Here is a 14,334-nt window from a genome sequence, read left to right as displayed (position 1 = left end):
ATCGTTCACTTTGATTCAACAATGAGCACACCCGTCTCAGCGCCATCGGAGATGGCCTTCTTCTGCCTGCTGGCCCGCAGCGCCAGCCTGTCGGCCACGGCCCGCGAGCTGGGCATCACCACGCCGGCGGCCAGCAAGCGCCTGTCCCAGATGGAGGCGCGGCTGGGCGTGCAACTGGTCAGCCGCACGACGCGGCGCCTGGGCCTGACCGATGAGGGCCAAACCTACCTGGCCCATGCGCGGCGCATCCTGGACGACATTGCCGCCATGGAGCAGGCCGTGGCCGGCATGCCCGGGCAGCCGCAGGGCCTGCTGCGCATCAATGCCACGCTGGGATTCGGGCGCAGCCATATCGCGCCGCTGATCGCCAGCTTCGTGCGCAGGCACCCGCAGATCCAGGTGCAGCTGCAGCTGTCGGCCTCGCCGCCGCCCCTGGTCGATGACAGCTTCGACCTGTGCATACGCTTTGGCGAGCCGCCGGACGCGCGCGTCATCGCGCGGCGCCTGGCGCCCAACCGGCGGCTGCTGTGCGCGTCTGCCGCCTACCTGGCACGGCGCGGCACGCCGGCCACCCCGCGCGAGCTGATGCAGCACGACTGCATCGACATCCGCCAGGGCGACGACACCCACGGCGTCTGGCGCTTCACCCACAACGGCCCCGGCCGCAAGACCGAGGCCATCCGCCTGCGCGACAGCCTGAGCACCAACGATGGCGAGATCGCCGTGGGCTGGGCCCTGGCCGGCCTGGGCATCGTCATGCGCGCCGAATGGGATGTCGCCCGCTACCTGCGCAGCGGCCGCCTGGTGCAGGTGCTGGCCGACCATGCCACGGCGCCGGCCGACATCCATGTGGTCTATCCGCAGCGGCATGCGGCAACCCAGCGCGTGCAGCGCTTTGTCGAGCACCTGGCACGGCACTTCGATACGGCCGCGCCCGGTTTCTGAAAAGGGATGCCGTATGCGGGGAAACGCCAATAAGCAGTAGACAGAAACTGTATACAACTCTTGTGACCAGCCGCTATGATGGCTGAATGGAGACTTCCACCACCAGTTTCATTGTCGAGAGCCTGACCCGGGCCATCGTCGAACACCGTCTTCTGCCCGGCACCAAGCTGGCCGAGCAGAAATTGGCAGACCATTTCGGCGTCTCGCGCACCCTGGTGCGCCAGGCGCTGTTCCAGCTGTCGCAAAACCGCCTGATCCGGCTCGAACCCGCCCGCGGGGCCTTCGTGGCCACGCCCTCGGTGGACGAGGCGCGCCAGGTCTTCGCCGTGCGCCGCATGCTCGAAGCCGAGATGGTGCGCGCCTTCATCGCCCAGAGCACGCCGGCCAAGATCCGCGCGCTGCGGCAGCACGTGGCGGCCGAGAAAAAGGCCATGGACGGCAACGACGTCGGCCAGCGTACCGAGCTGCTGGGCGACTTCCACGTGCGCATGGCCGAGCTCATGGGCAACGAGGTGCTGGCCCAGCTGCTGGGCGAGCTGATCTCGCGCTGCGCGCTGATCACGCTGATGTACCAGTCCAGCACGGCCGCCGAGCACTCCCATGACGAGCATGCCGAAATCGTCACGGCCCTGGCCGGCGGCGACGCCGACCACGCCGTGCAGCTCATGCAGCAGCACCTGGACCACGTGGAAGCCGGCCTGACCTTCGACCGCGACATGCCGACCAGCGATCTTTCGATGGCCCTTTCCTCCGTATCCGCATGACCTACGACGCCACTGCCCCCTATCCCCGCGACCTGATCGGCTACGGTCGCACGCCCCCCCACGCCCGCTGGCCAGGCCAGGCCCGCGTGGCCGTGCAGTTCGTCCTCAACTATGAAGAGGGCGGCGAGAACTGCGTGCTGCACGGCGACGCCGCCAGCGAGCAGTTCCTGTCCGAAATGTTCAACCCGGCCGCCTACCCCGAGCGCCACATGAGCATGGAAGGCATCTATGAATACGGCTCGCGCGCAGGCGTCTGGCGCATCCTGCGCGAGTTCGAGAAGCGCGGCCTGCCGCTGACCGTGTTCGGCGTGGCCACGGCCCTGCAAAAGCACCGCGAGCTGGCCCAGGCCTTCGACGAGCTGGGCCATGAAGTGGCCTGCCACGGCCTCAAGTGGATCCACTACCAGAACATTCCCGCCGAGGTCGAGCGCGAGCACATGCGCCAGTGCATGGAGATCTTCGGCGAGCTGTACGGCCACGATGGCGACCACGGCCTGGGCTGGTACACGGGCCGCGACAGCCCCAACACCCACCGCCTGGTGGCCGACGACGGCCGCTTCGCCTACGACAGCGACTACTACGGCGACGACCTGCCCTTCTGGATGAAGGTCGGCAAGAGCGACGGCAGCACCCGCAGCCAGCTCATCGTGCCCTACACGCTGGACTGCAACGACATGCGCTTCGCCCTGCCCCAGGGCTACTCGCACGCCGACCCGTTCTTCCAATACCTGAAGGACACGTTCGACGCCCTCTACGCCGAGGGCGATCCGGCCGGCGACGACTCCCCCAAGATGATGAGCATTGGCATGCACTGCCGCCTGCTGGGCCGCCCCGGCCGCATCACGGCACTGCAGCGCTTTCTGGACCACATTCAGCGGCACGACAAGGTCTGGGTCTGCCGCCGCATCGACCTCGCGCGCCACTGGGCGCACCACCATCCCGACAAGGAATAACGCAGCATGGCTCTGACGCTGGAACAACTCAACGCCGCCGACCTGGCCACCGCCGCCAGTCTGCTGGACGGCCTCTACGAACACTCGCCCTGGATTGCCGAGGCCGCGCTGGCCCAGCGCCCCTTCCGCTCGCTGGCACAGATCAAGTACGCCATGGCCCAGGTGCTGGACAAGGCGCCGGTGCAGGCCAAGCTCGACCTGATCCGCGCCCACCCGGAGCTGGCCGGCAAGGCCATGGAGACCAACACGCTCACGGCCGAATCCACCAACGAGCAGAACAAGGCCGGCCTGACCCGCTGCACGCCCGAGGAGCTGGAGCACATCCGCAAGCTCAACGCCGAGTACGGCAAGCGCTTCGGCTTTCCCTTCATCCTGGCCGTGCGCGGTCCGCGCGGCGCGGGCCTGGCCAAGGCCGAGATCATCGAGACCTTCGAGCGCCGCCTGCACAACCACCCCGACTTCGAGCTGGGCGAGGCGCTGCGCAACATCCACCGCATTGCCGAGATCCGCCTGAACGACAAGTTCGGCTACACGCCCGAGCTGGGCAACGATGTCTGGGACTGGCAGGAAAAGCTGGCCCAGCACAGCGACCCCGGCTATGCCGAAAAGGGCCAGCTCACCGTCACCTACCTGACCGATGCCCACCGCGCCTGCGCCCAGCGCATCAGCCACTGGATGCGCGACTGCGGCTTCGACGAGGTCGAGATCGACGCCGTGGGCAACGTCGTGGGCCGCTACAAGGCGGCCACCGAGGACGCCAAGACCCTGCTGACCGGCAGCCACTACGACACCGTGCGCAACGGCGGCAAGTACGACGGCCGCCTGGGCATCTTCGTGCCCATGGCCTGCGTGCGCGAGCTGCACCGCCAGGGCAAGCGCCTGCCGTTCCACATCGAGGTCGTGGGCTTTTCCGAAGAGGAAGGCCAGCGCTACAAGGCCACCTTCCTGGGCTCGGGCGCACTGATCGGCGACTTCAAGCAGGAATGGCTGGAGCAAAAGGATGCCGACGGCATCACCCTGCGCGAGGCCATGCAGCACGCCGGCCTGTGCATTGACGACATCCCGAAGCTGCAGCGCGATCCGGCCCGCTACCTGGGCTTCATCGAAGTGCACATCGAACAGGGCCCGGTGCTCAACGAGCTGGACATCCCGCTGGGCATCGTCACCTCCATCAACGGCAGCGCGCGCTACATCTGCGAGATGATCGGCATGGCCAGCCACGCCGGCACCACGCCCATGGACCGCCGCCGCGATGCCGCCTGCGGCGTGGCCGAGCTGGCGCTGTACATCGAAAAGCGCGCCGCGCGCGACGGCACCTCGGTGGCCACCATGGGCCAGCTCAATGTGCCCAGCGGCTCGGTGAACGTGGTTCCCGGCCGCTGCCAGTTCAGCCTGGACCTGCGCGCGCCCACCAACGAACAGCGCGACGCCATGGTGGCCGACATCCTGGCCGAGATCGAGGCCATCGCCCAGCGCCGTGGCCTGCGCTACAGCACCGAGCTGGCCATGAAGGCCGCCGCCGCTCCCAGCGCCCCCGAATGGCAGCAGCGCTGGGAAGCCGCCGTGGACGCCCTGGGCGTGCCCCTGTACCGCATGCCCAGCGGCGCCGGCCACGACGCCATGAAGCTGCACGAAATCATGCCCCAGGCCATGCTGTTCGTGCGCGGCCTGAACGCCGGCATCAGCCACAACCCGCTGGAAAGCTCCACCGCCGACGACATGCAACTGTCCGTCGATGCCTTCTCCCACGTACTGAACCAGCTGGCCCAAGAGCAGCAATGACCGACATGAACCAAGACAAGCAAGCCACCTACGCCGCCCTGGACGCCTGGATCGACCAGCATTTCGATGAAGAGGTGCAATTCCTGCAGGCCCTGGTCCAGGTTCCGACCGACACCCCGCCCGGCAACAACGCACCCCACGCCGAGCGCACGGCCGAGCTGCTCAAGACCCTGGGCTACGAGGCCGAGAAGCACACCGTGCCCGAGGCCGACGTCAAGGCCTACGGCATGGAGTCCATCACCAACCTGATCGTGCGCCGCCCCTACGGCAGCGCAGGTGACGCCGGCGGCGGCCTGACCATCGCGCTGAACGCCCACGGCGACGTGGTGCCGCCCGGTGAAGGCTGGACCCAGGACCCCTATGGCGCCGCCATCGAAGACGGCAAGCTCTACGGCCGCGCCGCCGCCGTGAGCAAGAGCGACTTCGCCACCTTCACCTACGCCGTGCGTGCGCTCGAAGCCGTGGCCCGGCCCTCCAAGGGCGCGGTGGAACTGCACTTCACCTATGACGAGGAATTCGGCGGCATCCTGGGCCCCGGCTGGCTGCTGGCCAACAACCTCACCAAGCCCGACCTCATGGTCGCGGCCGGCTTCAGCTACGAAGTCGTCACCGCCCACAACGGCTGCCTGCAGATGGAAGTGACCGTGCAGGGCAAGATGGCCCACGCCGCCGTGCCCCACACGGGCGTGGACGCGCTGCAGGCCGCCGTGGTGCTGATGAATGCGCTGTACGCCGAGAACACCAAGTACCAGCAGGTGACCTCCAAGGTGCCGGGCATCAAGCACCCCTACCTGAACATCGGCCGCATCGAAGGCGGCACCAACACCAACGTGGTGCCCGGCAAGGTCGTGCTCAAGATCGACCGCCGCATGATCCCCGAGGAGAACCCGGCCGAGGTCGAGGCCAGCATCCGCGCCGTCATCGCCCAGGCCATTGCCGACTTCAACGCCAAGGGCGGCTACACGGGCGAGGATGCCGTGCGCGTGGACATCAAGCGCCTGCTGCTGGCCAATGCCATGACGCCGCTGGCGGGCAACAAGCCGCTGGTGGACGCCATCCAGGCCCATGGCGAAGCCGTGTTCGGCGAAAAGCCTCCGGCCGTGGGCACGCCGCTTTACACCGACGTGCGCCTGTACGTGGAGCGCGGCATTCCCGGCGTGATCTACGGCGCCGGCCCGCGCACCGTGCTGGAATCCCACGCCAAGCGCGCCGACGAGCGCCTGGTGCTGGAGGACCTGCGCCGCGCCACCAAGGTCATTGCACGCATGCTGTGCGACCTCACGGCCTGACCGCCTGACGGCCCGCATCAAGGCCTGACACCCAAGCCCGGCGCCGCCGGGCTTTTTTGCGCCCGGGCACCGCATCGGGGCGCATGCACCACCGCAGCCCATGCCGTGCGCCAGAGCCGCGCACGAGCCGCGCCCAAGCCGCGCCAAGCCGCGCGGTAGCGGCCGCCAGGCACCAGCACGGTGCCTGGCGCTTGCCTGGCGGCTGGCATCCATCTTGCAATGCACCATGGCACTCCCGCCCTGGCAGGCGTTGCGCACCAAAACGGGTTGGCGCGACTGCCGCAACAGGGTTTACCGGGAGCAGAAATTTCCCATGATCTGTATACACTTTTTGTATGGATGTTGGCGCCGAACCCTGCCACGCCGGCGTCCGTTCCCATAAATCCCGAGGAGACAAATCCCCATGCAATCTTCCGTTCATCCCGTCGATGAGATGCTGCCCGCAGGCAAGCTCACGGCGCTGGGCCTGCAGCACGTTCTCGTGATGTATGCGGGCGCCGTGGCCGTGCCCCTGATCGTCGGCCGCGCACTCAACCTGCCGCCCGAGCAGGTGGCCCACCTGATCTCGGCCGACCTGTTTTGCTGCGGCCTGATCACGCTGATCCAGGCCATGGGCGCGACCCAGTGGTTCGGCATCAAGCTGCCCGTGATGATGGGCGTGACCTTCGCCAGCGTGGCGCCCATGGTGTCCATGGCGCAGAGCACGGGCGGCTCGGCGGGGGCGGGGCTGATCTTCGGCTCGGTGATCGGGGCGGGGATCGTGTCCATCCTCATCGCCCCGCTGATCAGCCGCATGCTGCGCTTTTTCCCGCCCGTGGTGACCGGCACCATCATTGCCGTCATCGGCATCAGCCTGATGCGCGTGGGCGTGAACTGGATCTTCGGCAACCCCGTCGGCCCCACCGCGCCCAGCGTGCCCAACCCCGAGCACCTGAAATGGCTGGCCGACGCCCAGGCCACGGCCGGCGCGCCAGGCTCCTCGCTGCCGCCCGTGCCCAAGGGTTTCGCGGTCGTGCCCACCATTCCCAACCCCAAGTACGGCGACCTGACCGGCGTGGGCATCTCGGCCATCGTGCTGCTGTCCATCCTGCTGATCGCGCGCTTTGCCAAGGGCTTCCTGGCCAACGTCTCGGTGCTCATGGGCATCCTGATCGGCGGCGTGCTGTCCGTGGCCATGGGCCTGATGGACTTCAGCAAGGTCGCCAAGGCCGAATGGTTCACGATGGTGCTGCCCTTCGAGATCGCCACGCCGGTGTTCGACCCCATCCTCATCCTCACCATGAGCCTGGTGATGGTGGTGGTGATGATCGAGTCCACCGGCATGTTCCTGGCCCTGGGCGACATGACCGATCGCAAGATCAGCCAGGACGAGCTGACGCGCGGCCTGCGCACCGACGGCCTGGGCACGCTGATCGGCGGCATCTTCAACACCTTCCCCTACACCAGCTTCTCGCAGAACGTGGGCCTGGTCGCCGTCACCGGCGTCAAGAGCCGCTGGGTCTGCGTGGCCGGCGGCGTGATCCTGATCGTGCTGGGCGTGCTGCCCAAGATGGGCGCCCTGGTCGAGTCCCTGCCCACCGTGGTGCTGGGCGGCGCGGGCCTGGTGATGTTCGGCATGGTGGCCTCCACCGGCATCCGCATCCTGAGCAACGTGGATTTCCAGACCAATCGCAACAACGCCATGATCGTCGCCGTGTCCATCGGCGTGGGCATGATTCCGCTGGTGGCGCCGAATTTCCGCCAATGGATGCCCCACGGCATTCATCCGTTGATCGAATCCGGTATCCTGCTGGCCTCGATTACCGCGGTGGCATTGAACATTTTCTTCAACGGAGCCAGCAGCGATACCTCTGCTGCCGTCCGGGCCGCACGCCAGGCAGACGCCCACTGATGAAACAGTGCCCGCCCTGGCGGGCACGCCCAACAATCGCCCGGCCTACCCGCCGGGCTGTGCGCCCCCTGCCGTCCATAGGCGCCAGGGGGCTTGTTGTCGAAATCCCTGAGGCAAAACTGTCCTGACCCTCATAGGCTGTAGCTATCCGGTAAGCTCCGAGAGCATTTGCAGAGAATTCCTGTATGACCCAAAACCTGTCCAACGCCGAACAAGCCCTGCGCGACGCAGCCCGCGAATACCATCGCAGCCCCAACAAGGGCAAGATCTCCGTCACGCCCACCAAGCCCTTGTCCAACCAGCGCGACCTGTCGCTGGCCTATTCGCCCGGCGTGGCCTACCCCTGCCTGGACATCCAGGCCGACCCCTCGCTGGCCGCCGAATACACGGCGCGCGGCAACCTGGTCGGCGTCATCACCAACGGCACGGCCGTGCTGGGCCTGGGTGACATCGGCCCGCTGGCCGGCAAGCCGGTGATGGAAGGCAAGGGCTGCCTGTTCAAGAAGTTCGCCGGCGTCGACGTGTTCGACATCGAACTGGCCGAGCGCGATCCGGACAAGCTGATCGAGATCATCGCCTCGCTCGAACCCACGCTGGGCGGCATCAACCTTGAGGACATCAAGGCGCCCGAGTGCTTCTACATCGAGCAGGAGCTGTCCAAGCGCATGAACATCCCCGTGTTCCATGACGACCAGCACGGCACGGCCATCATCTCCAGCGCCGCCCTGCTCAACGGGCTGGAGCTGGTGGACAAGCAGATCGGCAACGTCAAGATCGCCGTCTCCGGCGCCGGCGCCGCTGCCATCGCCTGCGTGAACGTGATGGTGGGCCTGGGCGTCAAGCGCGAAAACGTCTTCATGTGCGACTCCAAGGGCGTGATCTACGAAGGCCGCCCCGGTGGCCTGGACGCCTCCAAGGCCCAGTACGCGCAAAAGACGGACGCCCGCACCCTGGCTGATGCCGTCAAGGACGCCGACGTCTTCCTGGGCTGCTCGGCTCCCGGCGTGCTCACTGCCGACATGGTCAAGACCATGGCCGACAAGCCCATCATCCTGGCCCTGGCCAACCCCGAACCCGAGATCCGCCCCGAGCTGGCCAAGGCCGTGCGCCCGGACTGCATCATGGCCACGGGCCGCTCGGACTACCCCAACCAGGTCAACAACGTCCTGTGCTTCCCCTACATCTTCCGTGGCGCGCTGGACTGCGGCGCCACCAAGATCACCGAAGCCATGAAGCTGGCCTGCGTGCGCGAAATCGCCGCACTGGCCAAGCAGGACGTCAGCGATGAAGTCGCCGCCGCCTACCAGGGCAAGGAGCTGAAGTTCGGCCCCGACTACCTGATCCCCACGCCCTTCGACACCCGCCTGATCCTGCGCATCGCGCCGGCCGTGGCCAAGGCTGCCGAAGAGTCCGGCGTCGCCACCCGCCCCATCGCCGACTACGACGCCTACCGCGAGAGCCTGACCCGCTTCGTCTACCAGACCAGCATGTTCATGCGTCCGGTGTTCGCCGCTGCCAAGGCCAACCAGCAGCGCGTGGCCTATGCCGAAGGCGAAGACGAGCGCGTGCTGCGCGCCGCCCAGGTCGCCGTCGATGACGGCCTGGCCAAGCCCATCCTGATCGGCCGCCCCGCCGTGATCGAGGCCCGCATCGCCAAGGCCGGCCTGCGCCTGGTGCTGGGCAAGGACGTGGACATCTGCAACCCCGAGGACGATCCGCGCTTCCGCCAGTACTGGGAAACCTACCACCGCCTGATGGGCCGCAACGGCGTCACGCCCGAGACCGCCAAGGCCGCCGTGCGCCGCTCCAACACGCTGATCGCCGCGCTCATGGTCCACCTGGGCGATGCCGACGCCATGCTCTGCGGCCTGGTCGGCAAGTTCGACAGCCACCTGGCCCATGTGCGCGACGTGCTCGGCCTCAAGCAAGGCGCTGGCGAGTTCGCCACCGTCAACGCCGTGATGCTGGACAGCGGCACGCTGTTCATCGCCGACACCTACATCAACGAGGCGCCCAACGCCACCGAGCTGGCCGACATCGCCCGCCTGGCGGCCGAGGAAGTGGCCCGCTTCGGCCTGCCGCCCAAGGTGGCCTTCCTGTCGCACAGCAACTACGGCTCGTCCAGCCGCCCCTCGGCGCTGAAGATGCGCGCCGCCCGCGACCTGTTCGCCGCCGCCAACCCCGACGTGGAATGCGATGGCGAAATGCACGGCGACTCCGCCCTGTCCGAAGCCATCCGCGACCGCGCCCTGCTCGAGTCCTCGCTGCACGGCGAGGCCAACGTGCTCATCTGCCCCAACCTGGACGCCGCGAACATCCTGTTCAACGTGCTCAAGACCACGGGCGGCCACGGCACGACCATCGGCCCCATCCTGCTGGGCGGCGCCGCGGCAGCCCACGTGCTGACCCCCTCCGCCACCGTGCGCCGCGTGGTCAACATGACGGCCCTGGCCGCAGCCCAGGCCATCGCTGCCCGCGGCTGACGCGCCGCACCCAAAAAAGGCGCCCCTGTGAAGGGGCGCCTTTTTTACGCCCCCTGCCTCGGCAGGAGCGGCATAAGCCCGGCTAGAATACGCAGCTTCGGAGGTTTGGGTGAGTGGTTTAAACCAGCAGTCTTGAAAACTGCCGACGGGCAACCGTCCGTGAGTTCGAATCTCACAGCCTCCGCCAGATGACTAGGAAACAAGCGCCTCTCAGGGCGCTTTTTTCTTGTATCCATCAATCTACCCATCAATACTGAAGGTATGCGTTGAAATCGTTCGCACTGTCAGATTGAGATCCACCCTTCCTTCGAAACAGCATCGGTTGGCGGATCTTTCGGGGTTGGCGTAGAGCGGCGGCTCCTGCCCTGGAGCTCCCAATGCATGCGCCGCGAGCCGTAGGCGGCCTTGCCCCCGCATGGATGCTCTCCATCAGGCCCACGGCCTGTGGGTCCGTCAGGTGTGTGCGACCTGGCTTGCCGCTGCGCTTGCAAGCGCGGTACCCAGGCTGCGTGGCACGCCTCAGGCCACGTTGTCAGTACCCATGGCACGTTGACTGCCATAGGGGTGCTGTAGGTTGCTTACCCATGGTGAATGCCATAATACAAGTCCGTATGGACTCCTTGTAATAGCCTCCCTTTCCTCACCCGCATGACCCACCGGCAACGACTGATCAACGCAGTTTTGTTCTTTGCGAAGAACGCGAACTACTGCGGCAAGATCAAGCTCTTCAAGCTGCTGTACTTGCTCGACTTTGAGCACTTCCGGCAGACGGGCAAGAGCGTGACCGGCTACGACTATCAGGCTTGGAAGTTCGGACCAGTCCCAGTGGACTTGATGGAGGAATGGGAACAGCTGGAGCCGGATCTTGCTCGGGTTGTTCACATCATGCCCGAGCAGGTGGTGGACTTCATACGGTATAGCGTGAAGGCGAACGACGGAGCAGAGTTCGACGACAGCGAATTCACGCCGCGTCAACTGCGCATCATGACCGAACTGGTGGATAAGTACCGCGATACGCTTTCTGCAGCAATGATTGATGTCACCCATGCACAGAACGGTGCTTGGGACAAGGTCTGGCAAGACGGCAAGGGCGCACACCAGCCAATACCCTATGCGCTGGGCATCGCCGACGATGCGCCAGAGAAGCCCATTCTTCTTGAAGTTGCGAAGGAACAGGCGATGCATGAGGCATCTCTAGCTGCAGAGCATTCCCCGGCGAACTGACTGATCCTGAATGGCGTTCTTCAAGGCTAACACCTTGTGGTGTGACTCGCGGTATTACCTCAACAAGGAAACAGGCGAGTACATGCGTAAATATGTGCTGATCTTGGCAACCAGTCCGAGTGGAGACGATGCTCTGTCGGCTGTACTGACTTCCAAAGCTAACGGGTTGCGCGAAGAACCTGCATGTGACCCTGGACCACCTCGGGCTGGTTACTACGTCGGGGTACCTGGCGACGGCTTGCTGAAGCCTACGTGGGTGGACTTCAGCAGCGTGAAGGACGAAGACGACTTCGATTTTAAGAAGCTCGTCGGCAATGGCCGCATAACCTCTCATGCGCTCACCCTACCTGATGCCATTTTCTGCGGCATCCTGCGCTGCTTAAGTAAATCAGAGGACATTAACAACCGGCAGCATAAGTGGCTTGCCGCGACAATTGCGTCCCTGGGTTGCCCCTACTAGTGGTGAGAACCAGAAGTTCGTATACAGAATTGGGCGACAGATTTCAGAATCTGGTCAGCCGACTTTGTCCAGATGAAGAGCTTGGGCGAAGCATTACTGTTGGCCACATAGGCCCTGATATATAGCTCCCATCCCCTTCCGTCCATCGTTCGTCTTCGCATAGACTCTCGCTCATGGTGGAATCAACGGTGATGCCGTCCCCACCTAGGGCCTGAGAAGGCCTGGGGCCGCGACTCAAGCGGCTCAAGGTCATTCCGCCAGAGGAGCCCCGGATAGGGCCAACCAAAAGTGGATAAAGCCGAACGCTGGAAGTCATCCTAGGTAGACGGACAGCTAGTGTCTGGCAAGGCACGATAAATCAAGCCGACCCTCATGAAGTTGGCGGGCCCGCCAGCGAGACTTTGGAGTAATCCATGATCAAGCTGTGTGTGCAGTATGGAAAGCTGAAGTTCAGCCTGTCGGTCCCCGGCGCTCTGATTCTGGTAATCCTGTTCAAGCTGCTTTAGTAGTACGGGGCGGGGCTTGCACCCGCCCCCGAAACCAAATCATGACGACCTTTGTTCTGCATGTTGCTTTCCCTTGCAGTGGTGCGCAGCACAAAGCCTCGCTAGGCGAACCGTGCGGTCCGGTGTTCTCGGGAAAACATTGCGCGCGCTACCTGGACACCCAAAGTGGGGGTCCGGCTCCTGCTGCATGATCAGGCCGAGCAGCCGCCGTGCCCTGAATTTTGGATGTGAAGAATCTGCGGGAGCTATGGGTTCAGCCCGATCATTTCTTGTTTCGTGAGTCCTCGGGTATACAGCCTCCAATCGTAACGAGCTGTTGCACGACTTGCGCCCGTAGGTCATCATCCGGGGCAAGGGAGGTGATGATGGACGCTCAGTCTCTGTACACACGCCAAGCTGCTGCTTTCCGCAGCGAGATGAAACAGACGTGCGCTGCACTGGTCGGCATTGTTCAAGGAGTGCTTGCCGACGGCGAGTTGCACGACCGGGAAATCCAGTTCCTCGATGAATGGCTGACCAAGGCAGAGAGTGTTTCTCTCCTCTGGCCAGGCACCGTCATTCATGCCCAGGTTAAGCACATCCTCGCCGATGGCTTGGTCACGCCTGAGGAACGAGCCCACCTCATTGCCACGCTCAATGCGCTCATCGGCGGCGCTTTGGACCAGTTAGCCGAGACACCCCGCGTCACCACACTAGCCTTTGACGATGATGTGGTGATCGAGCACCACGAACGCCTGTTCTGCTTCACGGGAGATTTCGCATTCGGTCCAAGGAGCATCTGCGAGAAAGCAGTGATTGCCCGCGGAGGGAATGTTGCCAATGTCACCAAAAAGCTTCACTACCTGGTCATCGGTGGCCTTGGCAGTGCCGAATGGAAGCACGGATCTTTCGGGACAAAGATCGAGAAGGCCATGGAGCTAAAACAGAAGGGACTGGATCTCAAGATCGTCCCAGAAGATGCATGGGCCACGGCGCTTGGCGCAACGCCAGAGCACACGATTTAGGAAGCCGTCGCTTGAAGCAACTTGCTTATGTCGGCCGTGAAAACCACTGTGACCCCGGTTCGCGCACAAACCTTCTCAATCTCACTGGATAGGTCAATGTGGAGATCTTCTCCGCGAAGACCCTGCCACATTGCCACGTAGTGCAGTGCGCCGGTTTTGGTGGCGCGTATCTCGCGCTCAACTCCACCTTTGAATGGCAGAGGGGGTAGTTCTCCCCTTGCCGCTGCCAAGGCGATCTCAGACCATGCTGCGCGCTGTGCACTTCCTGCAAGCCACGCGGAAATCAGCCCCTTGTCCGCACCTTCTTGGCGCTCGTCCCATGACGTACCTTGCTCAGGTGGATTGATGGCAGATGCGGTTATCAACACTGGCTCCTCCATTGAGTGCCGGGGATGATAGCTGGCTTCCGCCTTTGAGCTGCATGCAGTACCCGGCTCAAATTTGAGCCGGGCCTTATTCCGCCCATTGGAGCAAGAGCGAGTGCTCAACTGAGCCTTGCATCGGCCGTGTTGGTGCGGCGGCGCGTCTCGTCAGCGATCTGATTCACGGTGCGGCACCCCTGCACCGGCATCGAGATGTTCCGGACGAAGCCGCCGCCACCCCTTCGGACGGAGATCGACACGGCCACTACCGGAACTCATCAGGAGCGTCCTGCCGCCCTGGGTGAGTAGCTCATTGTCATTGTCTTTCTCATTCACCCCGTAGAACTTGCCGGCATGGACAGGACTGCCGTTCGCGCGCTCCTCCGAAGAGCCCACCCAGGAAGTCCAAGATGCCGCCACCAGAGGGCACCGCTTGGCCAAGCCAGTTGCTGCCGACGCCTCCTGACTGACCGAAACGATGCGCTGCCGCAGCTTGACCAGGCTCTGCCGATTCCTGCCAACGTTGGTGGCGCACAGGGGCTGCCAGTTGCTGAGCCGCCAGAACAGCGACTGATCCCCGCGATGCGGGGTGATGTAGCCAACGACCGTGGCAGCCTCGATCCTGCCCTGCACTTGGTACATGACGCACAGCGGGTGCTCCCCGCAAGAAC

11 protein-coding genes, 1 tRNA gene and 1 pseudogene are annotated in these 14,334 nt (G+C 64.6%); 11 read left to right on the top strand and 2 right to left on the bottom strand.

Features of this window, described 5'->3' with window-relative positions:
• Positions 1 to 21: 21 nt before the first annotated feature.
• The 8 genes from IAE24_RS08720 to IAE24_RS08685 all read left to right on the top strand — a co-directional run bounded on the left by IAE24_RS08720 (position 22) and on the right by IAE24_RS08685 (position 10,294).
• Positions 22 to 945 (top strand): LysR family transcriptional regulator, encoded by a 924-nt coding sequence (locus IAE24_RS08720; RefSeq protein ID WP_012204035.1) that lies wholly within the window; start codon positions 22 to 24, stop codon positions 943 to 945.
• Positions 946 to 1,031: 86 nt separating this feature from the next.
• A complete protein-coding gene (locus tag IAE24_RS08715; protein ID WP_012204034.1) occupies positions 1,032 to 1,709 on the top strand; it encodes a GntR family transcriptional regulator in 678 nt (225 codons plus the stop codon).
• Entirely contained in the window at positions 1,706 to 2,662 is a 957-nt protein-coding gene (gene puuE / locus IAE24_RS08710; RefSeq protein ID WP_047217824.1) for an allantoinase PuuE, read from the top strand. Before IAE24_RS08715 ends, puuE begins: the two co-directional genes overlap by 4 nt.
• A gap of 6 nt (positions 2,663 to 2,668) precedes the next feature.
• Positions 2,669 to 4,444 (top strand): 2-oxo-4-hydroxy-4-carboxy-5-ureidoimidazoline decarboxylase, encoded by a 1,776-nt coding sequence (uraD, locus tag IAE24_RS08705; protein ID WP_013803715.1) that lies wholly within the window; start codon positions 2,669 to 2,671, stop codon positions 4,442 to 4,444.
• Positions 4,441 to 5,733, top strand: coding sequence for a M20 family metallopeptidase (locus IAE24_RS08700; protein ID WP_063326941.1), 1,293 nt, complete (start codon positions 4,441 to 4,443; stop codon positions 5,731 to 5,733). The genes uraD and IAE24_RS08700 overlap by 4 nt, the downstream gene beginning before the upstream one ends.
• Positions 5,734 to 6,136: 403 nt before the next feature.
• Positions 6,137 to 7,624 (top strand): nucleobase:cation symporter-2 family protein, encoded by a 1,488-nt coding sequence (locus IAE24_RS08695; RefSeq protein ID WP_013803717.1) that lies wholly within the window; start codon positions 6,137 to 6,139, stop codon positions 7,622 to 7,624.
• 185 nt (positions 7,625 to 7,809) lie between these two features.
• Positions 7,810 to 10,107, top strand: a complete 2,298-nt coding sequence (locus IAE24_RS08690) for an NADP-dependent malic enzyme (RefSeq protein WP_199960567.1) — start codon at positions 7,810 to 7,812, stop codon at positions 10,105 to 10,107.
• 99 nt (positions 10,108 to 10,206) lie between these two features.
• Positions 10,207 to 10,294, top strand: a tRNA-Ser gene (locus IAE24_RS08685).
• A gap of 163 nt (positions 10,295 to 10,457) precedes the next feature.
• Here the strand turns inward: IAE24_RS08685 and IAE24_RS08680 are convergent.
• Positions 10,458 to 10,609 (bottom strand): annotated as a pseudogene (locus IAE24_RS08680) (IS3 family transposase); the annotation flags it as partial.
• A 146-nt stretch (positions 10,610 to 10,755) separates the two neighbouring features.
• Here IAE24_RS08680 and IAE24_RS08675 point away from each other — a divergent pair.
• From IAE24_RS08675 to IAE24_RS08665, 3 genes are all read left to right on the top strand, one after another.
• Positions 10,756 to 11,331: a Panacea domain-containing protein gene (locus tag IAE24_RS08675; RefSeq protein WP_199960566.1), complete on the top strand. Its 576-nt coding sequence runs from the start codon at positions 10,756 to 10,758 to the stop codon at positions 11,329 to 11,331.
• 10 nt (positions 11,332 to 11,341) lie between these two features.
• A complete protein-coding gene (locus IAE24_RS08670) occupies positions 11,342 to 11,791 on the top strand; it encodes a hypothetical protein (RefSeq protein WP_013803719.1) in 450 nt (149 codons plus the stop codon).
• An 871-nt stretch (positions 11,792 to 12,662) separates the two neighbouring features.
• Entirely contained in the window at positions 12,663 to 13,301 is a 639-nt protein-coding gene (locus IAE24_RS08665; protein WP_013803721.1) for a BRCT domain-containing protein, read from the top strand.
• Positions 13,302 to 13,831: 530 nt separating this feature from the next.
• On the opposite strand, the gene IAE24_RS30240 is transcribed toward IAE24_RS08665, so the two are convergent.
• Positions 13,832 to 14,305 (bottom strand): hypothetical protein, encoded by a 474-nt coding sequence (locus tag IAE24_RS30240; RefSeq protein ID WP_228676804.1) that lies wholly within the window; start codon positions 14,303 to 14,305, stop codon positions 13,832 to 13,834.
• Positions 14,306 to 14,334 lie beyond the last annotated feature (29 nt).

Source organism: Delftia sp. S65 (assembly GCF_016516495.1).
Taxonomy (GTDB): domain Bacteria; phylum Pseudomonadota; class Gammaproteobacteria; order Burkholderiales; family Burkholderiaceae_C; genus Comamonas; species Comamonas acidovorans.
Note: the sequence above shows the minus strand (reverse complement) of the source record. Positions and strands in the feature narration are given on the sequence as shown.

Bases quoted from the DNA above. Each gene is read 5' to 3' on its own strand.
- IAE24_RS08720 (WP_012204035.1), top strand. From the start codon at position 22: ATGAGCACACCCGTCTCAGCGCCATCGGAGATGGCCTTCTTCTGCCTG.
- IAE24_RS08695 (WP_013803717.1), top strand. From the start codon at position 6,137: ATGCAATCTTCCGTTCATCCCGTCGATGAGATGCTGCCCGCAGGCAAG.
- puuE (WP_047217824.1), top strand. From the start codon at position 1,706: ATGACCTACGACGCCACTGCCCCCTATCCCCGCGACCTGATCGGCTAC.
- IAE24_RS30240 (WP_228676804.1), bottom strand. From the start codon at position 14,305: ATGTACCAAGTGCAGGGCAGGATCGAGGCTGCCACGGTCGTTGGCTAC.
- IAE24_RS08690 (WP_199960567.1), top strand. From the start codon at position 7,810: ATGACCCAAAACCTGTCCAACGCCGAACAAGCCCTGCGCGACGCAGCC.
- IAE24_RS08675 (WP_199960566.1), top strand. From the start codon at position 10,756: ATGACCCACCGGCAACGACTGATCAACGCAGTTTTGTTCTTTGCGAAG.
- IAE24_RS08715 (WP_012204034.1), top strand. From the start codon at position 1,032: ATGGAGACTTCCACCACCAGTTTCATTGTCGAGAGCCTGACCCGGGCC.
- IAE24_RS08665 (WP_013803721.1), top strand. From the start codon at position 12,663: ATGGACGCTCAGTCTCTGTACACACGCCAAGCTGCTGCTTTCCGCAGC.
- IAE24_RS08670 (WP_013803719.1), top strand. From the start codon at position 11,342: ATGGCGTTCTTCAAGGCTAACACCTTGTGGTGTGACTCGCGGTATTAC.
- uraD (WP_013803715.1), top strand. From the start codon at position 2,669: ATGGCTCTGACGCTGGAACAACTCAACGCCGCCGACCTGGCCACCGCC.
- IAE24_RS08700 (WP_063326941.1), top strand. From the start codon at position 4,441: ATGACCGACATGAACCAAGACAAGCAAGCCACCTACGCCGCCCTGGAC.